The sequence below is a fragment of the Calidithermus terrae genome, assembly GCF_003574345.1.
GTDB lineage: Bacteria > Deinococcota > Deinococci > Deinococcales > Thermaceae > Calidithermus > Calidithermus chliarophilus.
Genome location: NZ_QXDL01000089.1, coordinates 1 through 15,923, shown reverse-complemented (window position 1 = coordinate 15,923; position 15,923 = coordinate 1). Strand labels below are relative to the sequence as shown.

The following is a 15,923-nucleotide window of genomic DNA, read 5'->3' as shown; positions in this document are numbered from 1 at the left end:
GGGCCGTCTCGGGGCGGCGGGGGAGCGGGGTGAGCGGCACCTACGTGGCCGCGTTCTACCTGGGCGGGACGGCGGCGGGCCTGGCGTACCCCCCCTTCCTGCACCTGGGCGTGGCTTGGGGCCTGGGGCTAGCCGGGTTGGTGACCGCCTCGGCGGCAGCCCTGGCCGGGCGGGCCGTGCGGGACTAGGCCAGGCCTACGGGCTGAGGCTGCGGGCCAGGAACAGGCTCACCACGGCCCCGACCCCGTAGACCGCCATCAGCGGCAGGTTGGCGGCCGAACGGCCCTGCCGGATGCTGCCGACGACGCCCACCCACAGCGCCACCAGCGAGACCATGATGCAGCCCAGCGCCAGAGCGGCCACGAAGGCCGAGCCGGGGCCGAGGGCGCTCACCAGCGGGGGCAGCCAGATCAGCAGGTTGGCGAGCACGAGGTACGCCCGGGGAGTGTCCATGACTTCATCGTATGCTTAAGCCCGCGTGGAACCGTTGCGGCTAACCCCCGTTGACGAAGCAGGGCGACGACTGATCGAGTCTTGGTTCGAAGACCCCGAGCTCGCGCGCCGGCTCTCGCCCCCGGACGCGGCGTGGTGGCTGCTGCAGCACGGCACCCCGGGCGTCGAGCTGTGGCTGGCGTGGGAGGGGGGCGAGGCCGTGGGCTACGTGCAGGGCGAGCCCGACGAGCACGACCCCGCCGCCTTCCACTTCGCCTTCGCGGTGCGCCCCGACCTGCGCGGGCAAGGCTACGGCAAGCGCATCGTGCGGGCCATGCTCGAGCACCCCAGCCTCGCCCCCTACCGGCGCTTCGTGGCCTCGGTGGAGCCCGACAACCTCCCCAGCCTGCGCTCGCTGCAGGCCCTGGGCTTCGCCCCCCACAGCCCCGAGCCCGACGAGAACGGCTTCCTGGCCCTGGGCTACGCCCGCCCCGGCCCGTAGGAGCCAGGTGACAAAGCCGCGCCCCCGGCGCGGTACGATGGGGGGCATGACCCGCACGGCTCGAGCCACCTGCCCCCTGGACTGCCCCGACGCCTGCTCGCTGGTCCTCACCATCGACGACGGCGCCAACCGGCTGCTGAAGGTCGAGGGCGACCCCGCCCACCCCTTCACCCGCGGCTTCGCCTGCGTCAAGACCTACCGCTACCCCGAGCGCCACCACCACCCCGAGCGCCCCCTCTACCCCATGCGCCGAGCCGGGCCCAAGGGCTCGGGAAGCTTCGAGCGGGTGAGCTGGGAGGAGGCCCTCGACGCCATCGCCGAGCGGCTGCGCGAGGTCATCGACCGGCACGGCCCCCAGGCGGTGCTGCCCTACCACTACGCCGGCACCATGGGGCTGCACCAGTACGAGCACCCCCTGGCCTTCTTCCGCGCCATCGGGGCCAGCGCCCTCGACACCACCATCTGCGCCACGGCGGGGAGCGCGGCCTGGGAGGCCACCTACGGCGCGCCGCGCTACGGCATCGACCCCGAGGACGTGCCCAAGGCCCGCTTCATCTTCCTGTGGGGCATCAACAGCCTGCACACCAACACCCACCTCACGCCCCTGCTCAAGGAGGCCCGCCACAACGGGGCGAGGATCGTCCACGTAGACCCCTACGCCAACCTCACCTCCCGCTTCGCCGACGAGCACGTCAAGCTGCGCCCCGGCAGCGACGCGGCGCTGGCTTATGCCCTGGCCCACGTGATCCTGCGCGAGGGGCTGCACGACGCGGCCTACTTGGGGCGCGCCGCCCAGGGCTTCGCGGAGTACCGCGCCGCGGCCGAGGCCTGGACCCCCGAGCGGGCCGAGGCCGTCACCGGCGTCCCGGCGGCCACCATCGAGCGGCTGGCGCTGGAGTTCGCCCGCGCTAAGGCCAGCTTCATCCGCACCAGCTACGGCATGACCCGCCACCCGGGCGGGGCCAGCGCTCAGCGGGCGGTGCTGCTGCTGCCCGCCCTCATCGGGGCCTGGCAGTACCCCGGCGGCGGCGCCCTGCTCTCGGCCTCGGGGGCCTTCCGGCTCGAGCGCACCTACCTGGGCGGGGCCCACCTGCTGCGCGGGGGGCACGAGCCTAAGGGCTACTTCCGCCCCAACCCCGCCGCCCGCCACGTCAACATGAGCCAGCTCGGCAGCGCGCTCACCCGGCTCGACCCGCCCGTGCGGGCGCTGTTCGTCTTCAACTCCAACCCGCTGGTGGTGGCCCCCAGCACCGCCCTGGTGCAGCAGGGCCTGGCGCGGGAGGACCTCTTCACGGTGGTGCTCGAGCAGGCCCTCACCGAGACCGCCCGCTACGCCGACTACCTGCTGCCCGCCACCACCTTCCTCGAGCACCCCGACCTCTACACCGCCTACGGCCACTTCTACCTCTCCTGGAACGAGCCGGCGATGCCCCCGCAGGGCGAGGCCCGCCCCAACACCTGGGTCTTCGCCGAGCTCGCCCGGCGGCTGGGCCTGGAGGAGCCCACCCTCTACTGGAGCGCCGAGGACTTAGCCCGAAGCCTGCTCTCCAGCGGCCACCCCTGGCTCGAGGGGATCAGCCTCGAGCGCCTCAAGGCCGAGGGCTTCGTGCGCCTGAACACCCCCCGCGAGTTTTTGCCCTTCAAAGACGGGGCCAACACCCAAAGCGGCAAGGTCCGCTTCGACCCGCCCCCGCCCGTCACCCTCACCGAGCCCGACGAGGAGTTCCCCCTCATCCTCATGACCCCGCCCGCCAAGCACTTCCTCAACTCCACCTACGGCCACGTCGAGCGGCTGGTGCAGGGCGAGGGCGGCGAGCCGGTGCTGCTGGTGCACCCCCAAGACGCCGCCGCCCACGGCGTGCAGGACGGGAGACGGGTGCGCATCCGCTCGCGCCACGGCGCGGTGGTGCGCAAGGCCCGCGTGAGCGAGGCCCCCATGCCGGGGACGGTGGTGCTCGAGGGCACCTGGTGGGAGCGCTACGCCCCCGACGGCAAGGGCGTGAACTGGCTCACCGGCGAGCACCTCACCGACCTGGGCGCGGGGAGCACCTTCCACTCCAACCCGGTGCGGCTGGAAAGCCTCGACTGAAGCCGAGTCTTTGCCGGGATGCGCTATCCTGAAGCCATGGTCACGCTCAAGAAATGGACAGTGGATGAGCTACTGGCTATGGATAAAGCTGGCCTACTCAACCCCGAAAAACGCATCGAACTCATCGACGGCGAGGTCTACGAGATGCCAATTGGGGAGAACCATGCCGACGTGGTGGACAGACTGACCGAGGTTCTGGTCAAGCAGTTTTCAGGCAAGGCGAGGGTACGCGTTCAAAACCCGATTTTCCTCGACCAGGCCGATCTTGTGCAGCCCGATTTCGCCTTACTGGATGCGGCACAAGACTATCGCAATCACCACCCTCGTCCGGAGAGTGTTTATTTGGTGATCGAGGGGTCCGATACAACCCTGGCTCATGACCGGGGTAAGAAGCTGGGCCGCTACGCGCGGGTGGGCGTTCGGGAGGTCTGGATCGTGAACCTGAATGCAGGCTACACCGAGGTCTACCGCGACCCTCACGGCGACGAATACCTGACCAAGTTCGTGGTGCAGAAGGGCTCGAGCGTGGCTCCTCTGGCCTTTCCCGGCGACGCGGTGACCCTGCTCTAGACCAGACCGAATCCTCCGCTTGACCTGGGGCGCGCCCCAGGTCTCATGGTTGGGCCATGCCCGAACACCTCTCCATCCGGGAGGCGGCCGGGCGCACCCCGGCAGGTCGCGGGCTGCGGCGAGACAAAATAAGCCCCCGGCGCGAAAGCCGGGGGAATATCCGCTTGCGATGCCGGTCTATCTCAGCCCCAGGGCTTGCCCGGGGTGCTGGGACAGGTAATGCAGGAGTTCGTCGGGGCTCTTGAAGTAGCGGCGCTCCTTGCTGTGGACTTCCGTGAGGGAAGCCCGCCAGGCTCCACCTTCCCCGTCCTGGGTCTGCTCCCACCAGATGCGGACGATGTAAGTCTGAGCGGGCTGAGGGTCCATGGCCGTCCTAGCGCATCAGGGAGCGGACGCGCTCGAGCGCCCTGCCCCGCTCGCCGCTGACGAGACCGAGGCTGAAGTCGATGTCGCTGGCGCTGGGCCGCACGAGGACCACCTCGCCGTCTTCGGTGTAGAAGCCCAGGTAGTCGCCGTCGTCGAGCTTGCCGTTCTTGTTGGTGTCCTTCCAGCCGTAGACGACGTATTTGCCGTCCTTGAGCTCGCTGAACCTGTAGGCCGCGCTCGAGGCGTCCTTGCTGAGGGTGAGCACCTGGCTCTTGCCCTCGTCGCAGGCGTCCTCGCTGGCGAGGTAGTAGCAGGCGACGAGCTGGGTGCCCTTGAGGCTGGGCGGGGCGGCCACGACGAGGTTGACGGTGGCGTTGCGGCTCAGGCCGCCGCTCGAGCCCTGCACGGTGAGGGTGTAGCTGCCGGGGGCCAGGCTGGAGGAGGCGCTGAGGTTGAGGGTGGTGCTGTTGCCGGCGGTGCTGCCGGGGTTGAAGCTGCCGGTCAGGCCGGTGGGGGCGCCGCTGAGGCTGAAGGTGACCGAGTTGGCGAAGCCGCCGCTGCGGTTGAGGTTGACGGTGAGCGAGGCGCTGCCGCCGGGGGCGAGCTGCACGTCGGGGGCGGTCACGCTGAGGCTGAAGTCGGGGGTGGGGTTGCCGCCGCCCAGGGCCTGCAGGGCCGCCACCGCGTCCACCAGCCCCGCGCCGCAGTCGGCGCCGGTGGCGCGCTGGCAGGCGGTGGCGTCGAGGGGGCGGGCGGTCTGCTTGAGGACGGACAGGGCCTCCTGGTAGGTGAGGCTGGGCTTCTTGCTCTTCATCAGCGCGACCAGGCCGGCCACGTGGGGCGAGGCCATGGAGGTGCCCTGGTAGAAGACCCAGTTGTAGTTGCCGCTCTGGTCGTTGCGGGCCGCGCTCAGCACGCCATCGACGTAGCCGTCGCCGTTGCGGTCGTTCTTGGTGTCGCCGCCGGGGGCCATCACGTCGATGCGCGAGCCGTAGTTGGAGTAGGGGGCGCGGTAGTTGCGCGTCTCGGTGGCCCCGACGGTGATGATGCCGGTGCAGCTCGCGGGGACGAAGTCGTTGGCGTCGGAGTTCTGGTTGCCCGCGGCCACCACGATGATGCTGCCCTTGGCGCTCGCCTTGTTGAAGGCGTCCTGCCAGGCGGGGACGTCGGCGCACTTGCCACTGCCGCCGAGGCTCATGTTGATGACGTGGGCGGGGTTGGGGTTGGCCGGCACGCCCGACACGCTGATGCCCGCCGACCACAGCACGGAGTCGAGGATGTCGGCGTCGGTGCCGCCCTGGACGCCCAGCACCCGCACGGGCACGATCTTGGCCCCCCAGCTCACGCCGGCACCCCCCACGCCCTCGTTGGTGGCCGCGGCCACGGTGCCCGCGACGTGCGCGCCGTGGTAGCTGCCCTGGCCGCCGGGCTCGTCGCCGGGGTCTTCGGGGTTGTTGTCGCGGCCGTTGCCGTCGTTGGCGTTGGCGGGGTCGGAGATGAAGTCGTAGCCCGGCAGCAGCTTGCCCTGGAAGTCGGGGTGGCCCGAGAGGATGCCCGTGTCGATCACCGCCACCGTCACCGGGTTGCTGGCGCCGGTCTCGAGGTCCCAGGCTTGGGGCAGGTTCATGGCCGGGTAGTGCCACTGGTAGGAGTAGAACTCGTCGTTGGGGGTCTTGAAGGCGTGGCGGACGTAGTTGAGCTGGGCGTAGACCACGTCGCTGCGGCCCTTGAGGCGCTGGAGCAGCTCGAGGGTGGCCTGCTTGTCCTGCACCGCCGCCCGCACGAGCTGGGTGTTCTCCAGCGCCAGGTCGCGCACCAGGCCGAGCTGGAAGCCGTCCGCCGCCAGCGTGGCCCCCGGGCGCAGCGCCGCGCCGGGCCGGAACTTCACGATCAGTTCGCCGGGCACGAAGTCGCTCTGGGCGGCTAGTTGGGTCATGGCCCCGACCCCGAACTCGGGCCGGAGGGCCCTGGTGTCCAGGCCGACCTGCCCGCTGATCTCGAGGTTTTCCGGCGGGTTGGGGTCCCCCCCGCCGTTGGGGTTACACGCCGCCAGCAGCCCCAGCACGGCCACCGCTCCAATCCATTTGTACATCTGCATGCTGATCTCCTTGAAGAGGGGCCGCGGCGACCGCAGCCCCCGAGGGTCTTACCTGAGGAACTTGGGCAGCACCTTGAGCTGCTGCTTGGCCTGGCCCAGCTCGTAAAGCTGGAAGTTCACGCCGCTCTTGGGGGCCTTGACCACGGTGGGGTCTTCCTCGACGCTCTCGTACCAGCCCAGGTAGTCGGCCTCGCCGTCCTTGTTGGTGTCGAGCAGGCCCAGCACCACGTAGCCCTTGCCATCGCCGAGCTTGCCGACGGTGTAGCTGCCGTCGCTGCCCGCTTTGGCCTCGCTGTAGGTGTCGCAGTCGTCGTCAACCAGGCACGCGACGACCGTGGCGCCGCCGGCCGAGCCGCCCCCTGCGCGGCTGACCTTGCCCGAAATCCCGCCGCCGCCCACGCCGCCCGTGCAACCGGCCAGCACCGCCATCGCCGCAACCGCAATACCCGCGAACGCCAGTTTCGTATTCATCTGCAATCTCCTCGTTTGCGCTGCCGATGTGCGCTCGGTCAGGCAACGAGGATGAGGGTAGACGAGGGGGCGTTAGCCGAACGTTAGACGGCCGGCTAACGCCAGCCGGCGGGCGGCTTCGGCGGAGACCCCCTCGGGGCCGTGGGCGCGGGCGAGCCGGAGCCGGGCGACGGGGACGTGAGGCTCCGGGTCAACGCCGCGCACGCCCCCCCGCATGACATTCATCCTCATGAACACGCTTTATCCTGGTCAGTACTATGGCCCGACGCATCGCCGGACTCGTGCTGTTCATCGGCCTGCCCGTCCTGCTGGCCGTGCTCGCCTACACCCGGCTCAACCGGTACCAGCCCTACGGCACGCCCCTGCTCAACCCCCGCCCCGCCGCCGAATTCACCCTCGCCAGCGCCGACAACCCCGGCTACAAGCTCTCCGACCTCAGGGGCAAGGCGGTGTTCATCTTCTTCGGCTTCGTCAACTGCCCCGACGTCTGCCCCACCACCATGCAAGACCTCAAGCGGGTCTACGCCAAGCTCACCCCCGAGGAGCAGGCCCGGGTGCAGGTGCTGCTCATCAGCGTGGACCCCGAGCGCGACACCCCCGAGTCGCTGGGCAAGTACGTGCGCTTCTTCGACCCCAGCTTTGTCGGCCTCAGCGGCACCCCCGAGGCCACCGCCCAGGTCGCCAAGGACTACGGCGTCTTCTACCAGAAGTCCCAGATCAAGTCGGCCCAGGACTACAACGTTGACCACACCGCCAGCGTCTTCCTCATCGACCCCAAGGGCCAGCTCCGCCTCATCTACGGCCAGTCCAAGATCCAGCAAGACCCCGACAAGGTGGTGCAGGACGTGCGCTGGCTGCTCAAGGGGAGCTGAGCCCATCAACCCAAAGCCCCCGCCCTCGAGCTAGAATGGCTCCGAGGTGATGAGCATGCGCCTGCGCCGCTCGGTCGGGCTGATCCTGCTTGGCTGCGTGGCCCTGGGCGGGGGTGGCACCCCTGCGCAGGGCCCGGGTCCTACGGAGCCGCTGCCGTTCACCCCGCCCTTGTACACGGCCCTGGGGCTGACGGGCCAACCCCTCGAGGGATCGCCGAAGTTCAAGACCGGGACCTGGAGCCCCGACCCTTCGCGCGACTACGCGATCCGGGCACTGCCGGTGCCGCAGGACAAGCACTACCACCTGCAGGTCATTCGCCCGGCCGGCGAGCTGCCCCTCCCCAACCTGCACCTGCGCCCGCAGCCGCGCCTGCGTTAGCTAGCTCCGGCGTGGGTTTGCCGGGAGAAACTTAGACCTCCAGCTCCACCCGCCGGCGGCCGAGGTGCTTGGCGCGGTAGAGGGCCCGGTCGGCGCGTTCGACCAGGGTCTCGGCGCTGTCGCCGGGCCGGAACACCGCCACGCCGAAGCTCAGGCTCACGCCGATGGTGCCCACCACCGGCTCGTCCTGCACGGCGCGGCCGAGGCGCTGGGCGAGGTGCTGGGCCTGCTCGAGGTCGGTCCCCTGGGCCAGGATCAGGAACTCCTCCCCGCCCCAGCGCACCAGCACGTCGCCCTCGCGCAGCTCCTGGTCGAGGCGGAAGGCCACCTCGCGCAGCACCTGGTCGCCCACGGGGTGGCCGTAGCGGTCGTTGACCTCCTTGAAGTGGTCGAGGTCGGCGAGCAGCACCGCCACCCGGCCCGGCTGCGCCCGGCCCAGGGCGTGCTCGAGGCGCTCCCGCCCCGCGCGGCGGTTGGCGAGGCCGGTGAGGGGGTCGGTGTGGGCCATGTGCCGCATCACGAAGTACTGCTCGCGCACGCGGGCGTAGATGTCGAGCAACACCAAGTAGGCCACGCACACCACGTAGAACTGCACGAAGGAATTGAGCGCCTTCAGGGTCGGGGCGGCGCCCAGGGCCATCCCCGCCAGCCCGATGACCAGGCCCAGCAGGTAGTAGGCCACCGAAAGGCGCAGCGCCTGCTCGCGGGGCAGGACTAAGAAGGCTAGGGGGAAGATCAGCGGGTACCACAGCGAGGTGGCCCCGAAGCCGTCGCGGTAGACCTCCCCGCTGACGACCAGGTACAGCAGCATCAGCAACTGGTAGAGCCCCAGCCCGCCCAATGCGCCCACCTCCGCCTCGCGCACGCTGAAGCGGCGGAAGTACAGCAGCGCGGTCAGCGCGAGGGCCTCGAGCGACAGCAGCGGCAAGAACCAGCGGTCCACCGGGTTGAGGCTGTGGTTGGCGTAGCTCAGCAGCCAGGCGCCGGCAGTCGCCATGGCGGCCAGAGGCAGCAACAAGAGCCCGGTACGGCGCCGGCTAGCCTCGAAGGCCGCGGGATCGACGGGCGAAGCCATAAGGTTCTGGTCTCAGGGTACTACGGACTCGGGTACACCGAGGGAACATGAGACAGGAAGCGATCAGCCGTCAGCGGTCAGCGATCAGCGATCAGCTTGTGGCTAGTGGTTATCCCTCCCCGCGTGCGGGGAAGGAATGTAGTCCTGGCGGCCGCGCACGGCGGTGAAGGGCTATCCCTCCCCGCGTGCGGGGAAGGAATATCCCCCCTAGCCCCCCTTGCTAAGGGGGGAACAAGGCGTCTTGCGTCTTGCGTTTTGCGTCTTGCGTTCGGCGTACGACGTAGGACGTACGACGCACGACCGGCGTCTCGCGTCTTGCGTTTTGCGCTCGGCGTACGACTGCCACCCCTGCTCAGTCCTCGAGGTACGTATACCCCACCAGCTCGCGCGCGTACTGCTCCATGAACGCGCCCTTCTCGGCCGGGGTGAGCTTGGACGAGCGCACCAGCTTCTCGACGGCCTCGGCCAGCTCGCCTTCCTCGTAGCCCATCTTCTCGATGACCCGCCGCGCCTTCTCGCCCGAGACGAAGCGCTCGATCTCGTAGCCCTCGGCGTCCACGGTGACGTGGGCCTCGCCGATGCGGCCGAAGAGGTTGTGGTTCATCGCCAGCACGTCCTGGTAGGCCCCGGTGAGGAAGACCCCCAGGTAGTAGGCCTCGCCGGGCCGGATCTCGTGCACCGGCAGGGTGTCGCGCACGTCGTGCAGGTCGATGAAGCGGTCGAACTTGCCGTCGGAGTCGCAGGTGATATCGACGAGGGTGGCCTCGCGGGTGGGGCGCTCGTCGAGGCGCGAGAGCGGGACGATGGGGAAAAGCTGCTTGATGGCCCAGGAGTCGGGGAGGCTTTGGAAGAGCGAGAAGTTGCACACCAGCTTGTCGGCGAGCATCTTCTGCAGGTCCTCGAGCTCGTCGGCGGGGTAGTCGAGCTCGAGGGCGAATTTGAGCGTCTTGCGGGCGATCTGGTAGAAGAGGCTCTCGGCCAGGGCGCGGTCGCGCAGGGAGATGAGGCCCAGGTCGTAGAGGTTTTGCAGGGTGTCCTTGTTGGAGAAGGCGTCGTGGTAGACCTCGCGGTAGTTCTTGGCCGAGATGCTGCGGGCGAGGTCGAACATGTCCTTGACCACCGGGTGGACGTCCTTGGGCTCCTCGACCTTCTCCTCCCCCGGAGGGCGGATGGTGTCAACGACCTCGAGCACCAGCACGCTGTGGTAGGCGGTGATGGCCCGCCCGCTCTCGGTGACGAGGGTGGGGTGGGGCTCGCCGTGGCCGTCGCAGATCTCCTTGGTGACGTAGACCAGGTCCTCGGCGTACTCGCTGAGGGAGTAGTTGGCCGAGGCGTAGAAGGCGGTCTTGGAGCCGTCGTAGTCCACGGCCAGGCCGCCGCCGAGGTTGAGGTAGCGCACCGGGGCGCCCAGCTTGCGCAGCTGCACGTAGGTCTGGGCGATCTCGCGCACGGCCTGCTTGATGCGGCGGATGTCGGTGACCTGCGAGCCGATGTGCGAGTGCAGCATGGCGATGGTGCCCAGCATCCCCGCCTCGGCCAGCATGTCGATGACCTTCATGATCTCGGGGGTGGTCAGGCCGAACTTCGCCGACTCGCCCCCCGAATCCTCCCACTGCCCGCTGCCCTTGGTCTTGAGCTTGTAGCGGATGCCGATCTGCGGCTCGACGTCGAGCTGCTTGGCGATGCGCATGACCCGGCCGAGCTCAGCGAACTTCTCGAGCGTGATGACGACGTTGCGGCCGAGCTTGCGGCCCATCAGCGCCAGGCGGATGAAGTCGTCGTCCTTGAAGCCGTTGCAGGCGATGAGCGCGTCCTTGTGCAGGTCCTGGGCCAGGATCAGCGCGAGCTCGGCCTTGGAGCCGGCCTCGAGGCCGTGGGCGTAGGGCTTGCCGGCCTTGGAGATGGTCTCGACCACCATGCGCCGCTGGTTGACCTTCACCGGGAACAGGCCCTGGTAGCTGGCCTTGTAGCTGTATTTATGGATGGCGCGGCGGAAGGCCTCGTTGAGCTCGACCACCCGCGCTTCGAGGATCTGCGGGAAGCGCAGCATCACCGGCAGGGGGCGGCCCTCGTCGCGCAGGTCGGTGACGATCTCGTACAGCGAGGCGCTGGGCCCGCCCGGGCCCTCCGGCGTCACCTCGAGGTGCCCGTCCTCGCCCACACGAAAAAACCCGGCGGCCCAATGGGGCACCAGGTAGGTTTCTTCAGCATCCTTGGCGGTGTAGCGTTTGAGTTTCTCCAACGGCGCTCCTAGCCTCCTGCGCTGGCTCGTGGGCACGGTTTGACGCCGCTCCGCGTCCTAGCACAGGAAAAAGTGTAAGGCCAAGCCCCCCCAGATACTAGGGCGCCGTGCACACGGCCCGCGCCAGCGACCGCCGTCCGGGGGAGCGCGCGACGGCCGGCTTGGCCGGCAAAGCCGGGCCCTCGAGGGGGCTCGAGGGCCCGGGGGGCCGGGCTCAGCAGAGGGTCTTGACCCGCACCAGCCGGGTCCGGGTGGCGGCGTTGCCTGCGCTGTCGGTGGCGGTGAGGGTGACGAGGTGGTCCACGGTGCCGAAGTGGGGCGAGGCGCAGGTGGTGTAGAGCCGGACGTTGGCGACCGAAGCGCCCGTGCCCAGGGTCTGGCTGCCCGTCGAGGGGCCGCCGGGCTGGACGTCGGCGCGGTTGGTGGTCCAGACGAGGGAGGCGCCGCTCAGGGTGCCGTCTTCGGGGTCGGTGGCGCTGCCCTGGAGGGTGAGCAGGTGGTAGTAGCCGTTGGCGTCGGAGGTGGTGGGGGTCACGTCGAGGTCGGTGGCGGGGCTGGTGATGGTGGCGGTGGGCGGGTTGTTGGTGCAATTGACCACCGTGAGGTTCACCGAGGCGCTGGCGACGCCCCCGTCGGCGTCGGCGGCGGTGGCGGTGACGGTGTAGCTGCCGGCGGGGCTGAAGCTGCGGCTGACCTCCTTGCCGGTGGCGAAGGGCGCGCCCGCGCCGACGCGCCAGCTCACGGCGCTGTCGGGCAGGGTGAAGCCCGGGCTGTCCACGTCGCCCGCGCTGGCGCGGAAGGTCACGCTCTGGTTGACGCAGACGGTGGACCCGTTGGCGGGCTCGAGGACGCTGAGGGTGGGGTTGAGGGTGCCGTTGCGCTCGAAGCTCTGCCCCTCGGCCACCCCGCCGATGCCAAAGCTGGGCGGGTACATCCGGTAGGCCGAGAGGATGTCCCCCTCGGAGAGCACCGCGTTGTCGCCGACGTCGGCGCAGGTGACGCCCGGGGCCAGGATCTGCAGGGTGGGCATGCCGTTGCGGCTGAAGGCGGAGCAGCTATAGTGCATGATCGACTCGAAGTCGTAGGGCCCGACGTCGAAGCCGTCATCGACGTGGCGGTTGAAGTTGTGCTCCTTGCCGCCTTCGATGTTGCCCCACAGCACCTGCACGAAGCCGTCGCGGTCTTCCCTCGAGTGCTCGTGGTATAAGCCCACCGCGTGCCCGATCTCGTGGATCACGGCCGAGAGGTCGCAGCCCATGTTCAGGTTGACGTTCTGGGGGTCGTCCACGAGGTCGTCCCGCCGCCCGACGAAGGAGGAGCACCCCTCGGAGTTCCTGAAGATCAGCTTGTTGGGCCCGCCGGCGTCGTGGTAGAAGTCGAGGTTGGTGTGCTCCTCCCAGTGCGCGATGGCCTGCGCGATGCGCGCGCGCATGGCGGTGTTGTTGGCCTCGCTGCCCCAGTCGTTGGCGAAGACGTAGGGAACCCGCCCGCCCGGCCAGCGGGTGCAGCTCCAGCCGAAGTCGCCCCCGAACCCCTCCGAGCAGCCCACGCCCTGGGGCCCGACCCCGGGCTCGGCGGCTCGAGCCGCCATCCGCATCAGCTGGGCCTCACTCCCCAGGATCATGTCGCCCTGGTAGATCGCCAGGCCGTCGATCACCTCGTAGGTGAAGGGCTTGCCGCCGATGGTGACGGTCTTGACCTCGCCCTTGCGGCCCGGGGCGTAGCCGGGGTGGGAGCCGGCGGTGTAGGTCGGGGTTTCCTTGGGCGGGTTGCAGGCCGCGAGGAAGAGGGCCAGTCCTGCTGTCACGAAGACGTTACGCCACATGTCGGCCTCCTGATCGGTGCGCCGGCGAAGCCTCACTTGCGGCAGTCCAGCCTCACCCGGAAGCTGGGGTCGGCGACGCTGTAACGGATCTTGAGCGAGGTGTTCATCTTCTTGGGGTCGAGCAGCAGCAACAGCTTGGTGGGGGTCTTGGCGGTGTCGTCGGAGTAGAACACCGCCTCCTGCACCAGGCCGGTGCCCTGGGCGAAGGGCTTGTCGCGCATCTCGACGTACTGCGACTCCAGCGTGTTGCCGTCGTCGAGCACCAGCATCAGGCCCTGCCAGCCCGTGCCGGCCAGGGCCGCGCCGTTGGCGGTGGTGCCGTTGCGCAGCTCGACCTTAGCCCTCCAGCCCCCGCGCCCCCCGGCGGGCAGGGGCTCGAGCGAGAGCACCCGGAAGCGCCAGATGCCGTTGAAGAGCCACTCGTTCACGCAGCCCTCCAGCGCCGCGACCTGGTTGGCCCCGCCCTGCCCCTGCCGGGCGCCCGGCAGGGTGAGGCTGAGGGTGGAACCCGAGACGCTCACGCCCACCCCGGCGGCCTTGAGGGCCTCGAGCGGGACGTAGGTCTTGCCGCCCACCACGATGGCGGGGGTGCTGGCAGGCTTGCCGTTGATCACCAAGCGGTAGTTGGTGGCGGCCCAGACGAGACCCAGGGCAAAAACCAGCACTGCTGCGAGCTTGAGCTTGGACATTTCGACCTCCTGGGAGCGGTTATGCCGATTCTAGCTTCACGCCCGCGGGGAGTGGGTTCACCCCCCGGTTTCGGGCTTCAGCACAGCAGCTTGACCCTCACGCGCACCACGTCGGTGCCGATCTGGCCCGCGCTGTCGCGCGCGGTGAGGGTGATGAGGTGCTCGTAGCGGGCGGGCGAGGCGCAGAAGCCGGTGTAAAGCTTGACCCGCACGCCCTCGCCGCTGCCGAGCTCGGCGGAGCCGCCCGGCTGCACCGAGGCCAGGCCGGTGGTCCACCTCAGGCTGCCGCCGCTGAGGGCGCCGTCTTCGGGGTCGCTGCCCAGGCCCGCCAGGTCGAGCTCGTAGTACCAGCCGTGCTGGTCGGACTGGTTGGCGTAGACCTCGAGGTCGGCCTTGGGCGCGGTGATGGTGGCGGTGGGCTTGGCGTTCTCGCACGCCTCGACCCGCAGGTTGAGGCTGGCCTCGCCGTACTCGCCCTGCTCGTCACTGCCGCGCACGGTCACGGTGTAGCCGCCCGCGGGGAGGGCCTGGCTGAAGGCGTGGCCGGTGCCGCTGAGGCCGCCGGGGGTGCTGCGCCAGGCGACGGCGGCGTCGGGCAGGCGGTGGTCGGGGGGGTTGTTGGGGTCGTAGCTCTCGGCGCGGAAGGCGATGGGCTGGCCGGCGCAGTAGGTCTGGGCGGCGGAGGGCTCGAGGATGCGCAGGGTGGGCCTGTCGTTGCGGACGGTGAGGTTGAGGCTCTGGCGCACCGTCTCGCCGCCCGCCGTGGCGGTGGCGGTGACGCGGTGGGCGCCCAGCGAGAGGGTGGACAGGCGCAGCTCGGCCCCGCTGCCCAGCTCGCCGTCGCGGTCGCTGCTCCAGCGCACGCTCACGCCGCCCTCGGCGTGTTCGACCAGGGCGCTGAAGGCCAGGGTCTGGCGCCAGGGGTAGCTGCCGCCCTCGCGGGGGGAGGTGATGGTGAGGCTGAGGGGGATCTTGCCCTCGCGGTAGGCGTAGAAGCCGGCGTTGCCGCCCACGGTGCCCGCGATCAGCCCGGTCTCCCAGCTGAACATGTAGCCCTCGAAGCGCCGCTCGCCGCCGGGCAGGGGCACCCGGAAGCTCACGCGGCGGGGGTTGGCGGGGTCCACGTTGCCCGTGGCGGGGTACTCGCCGCCCCCCACGGCGTAGGTGGCCCGCAGCTCGCCGCTGCCGGGGATCACGTCGCTCACGTCCAGCCGCCCCAACGCGCCGTTGTCGTTGACGACCCAGCGGCCCTTGTGGGAGGCGAGGGCCACCGCCCCGGCCACGCCGTTGCCGCGGAAGGGGTCTTCCTTGGTGAGGTAGAAGCCGTAGGTCCGGCCGTCGCGGTTGTCGCGCAGGGTGCCGGCCAGGGTGCGGCCGCCGGGGAGCAGGTAGCCGGTGAAGTGCATCCCGGCGAGCTCGTTGACCGCGCGGTCGGGGGCGTCCCAGTCGAGCCAGAAGTCGAGGCGGTTGCCCGCGACCACGCCGTTGACCCGGCGGGCCACGCCGTCGGGGCCGTAGTAGGTGCCCAGGCGCAGGTCGGCGCGGCCCTCGAGCCAGCGGCGGGCGATGGTGCCGGGCAGGTGGTAGAGGTCGAAGGTGCCCCTCCAGCCGTCGTGGTCCATCTTCCAGCGGCCCAGGAAGGCGGCGGGGCTGGGCTGGGCGAAGGTCTCGGGGGCGCGGGCCTCCAGCAGCACCGCCCCCTCGTAGACCAGGCCACGGGTCACCCACGCGTAGCCCATCTCCACGAAGCCGTCGGCGTCGCGGTCGGCCCCGGCAGGCTGGCCCCGGCCCGCGCCGTCGCGGCCCCAGGAGTTCTTGACGATGAAGGCCTGGCGCGCGTCGTCGTAGCCCACCATCAGCATGGCGTGACCCCCCCAGGGGGCCGTGCCCGGCAGCCAGACCCCCTCGCGCATCGTGACCTCGCCGGGGCCGGCGGCGGCCTTGAGGTCCACGGCGAAGGCCACCTCCCGCCCGGCGGCGAGCTGGGCCCTGAACCAGTCCACCGTCCGCAGCTCGGCGGCGGTGGCGTACTGCACGCGCACCGGGCCGTAGACCGCGCGGTCGAGCGCGGCCTGGGGCAGGCTGGCGAGGCTGCGGCGGTCGGGGAAGCGGTACTCGGTGGGGCGGTCGCTCAAGTTGAAGTCGCCGAAGTAGCGCTGGGCGTAGGTGCCCTCGTACCACTTGGCGTAGGGGTCGTCCCCGCTCTCCTCGGTGTTCTCGTAGCTGCCGTCGCCGACGTAGGGCAGCAGGCCCTCCTCCGTGAGGCGGTAGGTCTTGAGGTGCTCGAGGCCCCACCCCACCCCGCCCCCGCCC

14 protein-coding genes and 1 pseudogene are annotated in these 15,923 nt (G+C 70.2%); 6 read left to right on the top strand and 9 right to left on the bottom strand.

Features of this window, described 5'->3' with window-relative positions; genetic code table 11:
* Positions 1–188: pseudogene (locus Mterra_RS11385) on the top strand (MFS transporter); the annotation flags it as partial.
* A 7-nt stretch (positions 189–195) separates the two neighbouring features.
* Here Mterra_RS11385 and Mterra_RS11380 read toward each other — a convergent pair.
* The gene (locus Mterra_RS11380) at positions 196–453 is read right to left on the bottom strand and encodes a hypothetical protein (protein WP_119315301.1); all 258 of its coding nucleotides are present in this window, start codon (positions 451–453) and stop codon (positions 196–198) included.
* A gap of 25 nt (positions 454–478) precedes the next feature.
* On the opposite strand from Mterra_RS11380, the gene Mterra_RS11375 reads away from it, so the two are divergent.
* From Mterra_RS11375 to Mterra_RS11365, 3 genes are read left to right on the top strand one after another with little or no spacing between them, the layout of a single operon-like run.
* On the top strand, positions 479–934 hold the full coding sequence (locus tag Mterra_RS11375) for a GNAT family N-acetyltransferase (protein WP_119315300.1): 456 nt from the start codon (positions 479–481) through the stop codon (positions 932–934).
* A gap of 46 nt (positions 935–980) precedes the next feature.
* Positions 981–3,023 (top strand): molybdopterin-containing oxidoreductase family protein, encoded by a 2,043-nt coding sequence (locus tag Mterra_RS11370; protein ID WP_119315299.1) that lies wholly within the window; start codon positions 981–983, stop codon positions 3,021–3,023.
* A gap of 36 nt (positions 3,024–3,059) precedes the next feature.
* A complete protein-coding gene (locus Mterra_RS11365; RefSeq protein WP_245971605.1) occupies positions 3,060–3,593 on the top strand; it encodes a Uma2 family endonuclease in 534 nt (177 codons plus the stop codon).
* Between the two features lie 177 nt (positions 3,594–3,770).
* On the opposite strand, the gene Mterra_RS11360 is transcribed toward Mterra_RS11365, so the two are convergent.
* Genes Mterra_RS11360 through Mterra_RS11350 form a run of 3 tightly spaced genes read right to left on the bottom strand, consistent with a single transcriptional unit; the run spans position 3,771 to position 6,528 of the window.
* Positions 3,771–3,959 (bottom strand): hypothetical protein, encoded by a 189-nt coding sequence (locus Mterra_RS11360; RefSeq protein ID WP_119315297.1) that lies wholly within the window; start codon positions 3,957–3,959, stop codon positions 3,771–3,773.
* Between the two features lie 7 nt (positions 3,960–3,966).
* Positions 3,967–6,057: a S8 family peptidase gene (locus Mterra_RS11355; protein WP_119315296.1), complete on the bottom strand. Its 2,091-nt coding sequence runs from the start codon at positions 6,055–6,057 to the stop codon at positions 3,967–3,969.
* A gap of 48 nt (positions 6,058–6,105) precedes the next feature.
* Positions 6,106–6,528 carry a hypothetical protein gene (locus Mterra_RS11350; protein WP_147372715.1) on the bottom strand — a complete coding sequence of 141 codons (423 nt, stop codon included), beginning with the start codon at positions 6,526–6,528 and terminating at the stop codon, positions 6,106–6,108.
* A 257-nt stretch (positions 6,529–6,785) separates the two neighbouring features.
* Here Mterra_RS11350 and Mterra_RS11345 point away from each other — a divergent pair, with 257 nt between their 5' ends.
* Both Mterra_RS11345 and Mterra_RS11340 read left to right on the top strand, forming a co-directional pair.
* A complete protein-coding gene (locus Mterra_RS11345; RefSeq protein ID WP_119315294.1) occupies positions 6,786–7,400 on the top strand; it encodes an SCO family protein in 615 nt (204 codons plus the stop codon).
* A gap of 46 nt (positions 7,401–7,446) precedes the next feature.
* Entirely contained in the window at positions 7,447–7,779 is a 333-nt protein-coding gene (locus Mterra_RS11340) for a hypothetical protein (protein ID WP_147372713.1), read from the top strand.
* A 31-nt stretch (positions 7,780–7,810) separates the two neighbouring features.
* Here the strand turns inward: Mterra_RS11340 and Mterra_RS11335 are convergent, their stop codons facing one another.
* From Mterra_RS11335 to Mterra_RS22310, 5 genes are all read right to left on the bottom strand, one after another.
* Positions 7,811–8,854: a GGDEF domain-containing protein gene (locus tag Mterra_RS11335; protein ID WP_119315292.1), complete on the bottom strand. Its 1,044-nt coding sequence runs from the start codon at positions 8,852–8,854 to the stop codon at positions 7,811–7,813.
* 352 nt (positions 8,855–9,206) lie between these two features.
* On the bottom strand, positions 9,207–11,096 hold the full coding sequence (gene speA / locus Mterra_RS11330) for a biosynthetic arginine decarboxylase (RefSeq protein ID WP_119315291.1): 1,890 nt from the start codon (positions 11,094–11,096) through the stop codon (positions 9,207–9,209).
* Positions 11,097–11,310: 214 nt separating this feature from the next.
* Positions 11,311–12,921: a M12 family metallopeptidase gene (locus Mterra_RS11325; protein WP_119315290.1), complete on the bottom strand. Its 1,611-nt coding sequence runs from the start codon at positions 12,919–12,921 to the stop codon at positions 11,311–11,313.
* Positions 12,922–12,953: 32 nt separating this feature from the next.
* Positions 12,954–13,610 (bottom strand): hypothetical protein, encoded by a 657-nt coding sequence (locus Mterra_RS11320; RefSeq protein ID WP_119315289.1) that lies wholly within the window; start codon positions 13,608–13,610, stop codon positions 12,954–12,956.
* Between the two features lie 77 nt (positions 13,611–13,687).
* A partial coding sequence (locus Mterra_RS22310) for a C1 family peptidase (protein WP_119315288.1) occupies positions 13,688–15,923 on the bottom strand: 2,236 nt, incomplete at its 5' end.

What these genes read in the sequence shown, in the direction of transcription:
- Mterra_RS11380 (WP_119315301.1), bottom strand. Translation starts at nt 453, where the DNA reads ATGGACACTCCCCGGGCGTACCTCGTGCTCGCCAACCTGCTGATCTGG.
- Mterra_RS11370 (WP_119315299.1), top strand. Translation starts at nt 981, where the DNA reads ATGACCCGCACGGCTCGAGCCACCTGCCCCCTGGACTGCCCCGACGCC.
- Mterra_RS11365 (WP_245971605.1), top strand. Translation starts at nt 3,060, where the DNA reads ATGGTCACGCTCAAGAAATGGACAGTGGATGAGCTACTGGCTATGGAT.
- Mterra_RS11360 (WP_119315297.1), bottom strand. Translation starts at nt 3,959, where the DNA reads ATGGACCCTCAGCCCGCTCAGACTTACATCGTCCGCATCTGGTGGGAG.
- Mterra_RS11355 (WP_119315296.1), bottom strand. Translation starts at nt 6,057, where the DNA reads ATGCAGATGTACAAATGGATTGGAGCGGTGGCCGTGCTGGGGCTGCTG.
- Mterra_RS11350 (WP_147372715.1), bottom strand. Translation starts at nt 6,528, where the DNA reads ATGAATACGAAACTGGCGTTCGCGGGTATTGCGGTTGCGGCGATGGCG.
- Mterra_RS11345 (WP_119315294.1), top strand. Translation starts at nt 6,786, where the DNA reads ATGGCCCGACGCATCGCCGGACTCGTGCTGTTCATCGGCCTGCCCGTC.
- Mterra_RS11335 (WP_119315292.1), bottom strand. Translation starts at nt 8,854, where the DNA reads ATGGCTTCGCCCGTCGATCCCGCGGCCTTCGAGGCTAGCCGGCGCCGT.
- Mterra_RS11325 (WP_119315290.1), bottom strand. Translation starts at nt 12,921, where the DNA reads ATGTGGCGTAACGTCTTCGTGACAGCAGGACTGGCCCTCTTCCTCGCG.
- Mterra_RS11320 (WP_119315289.1), bottom strand. Translation starts at nt 13,610, where the DNA reads ATGTCCAAGCTCAAGCTCGCAGCAGTGCTGGTTTTTGCCCTGGGTCTC.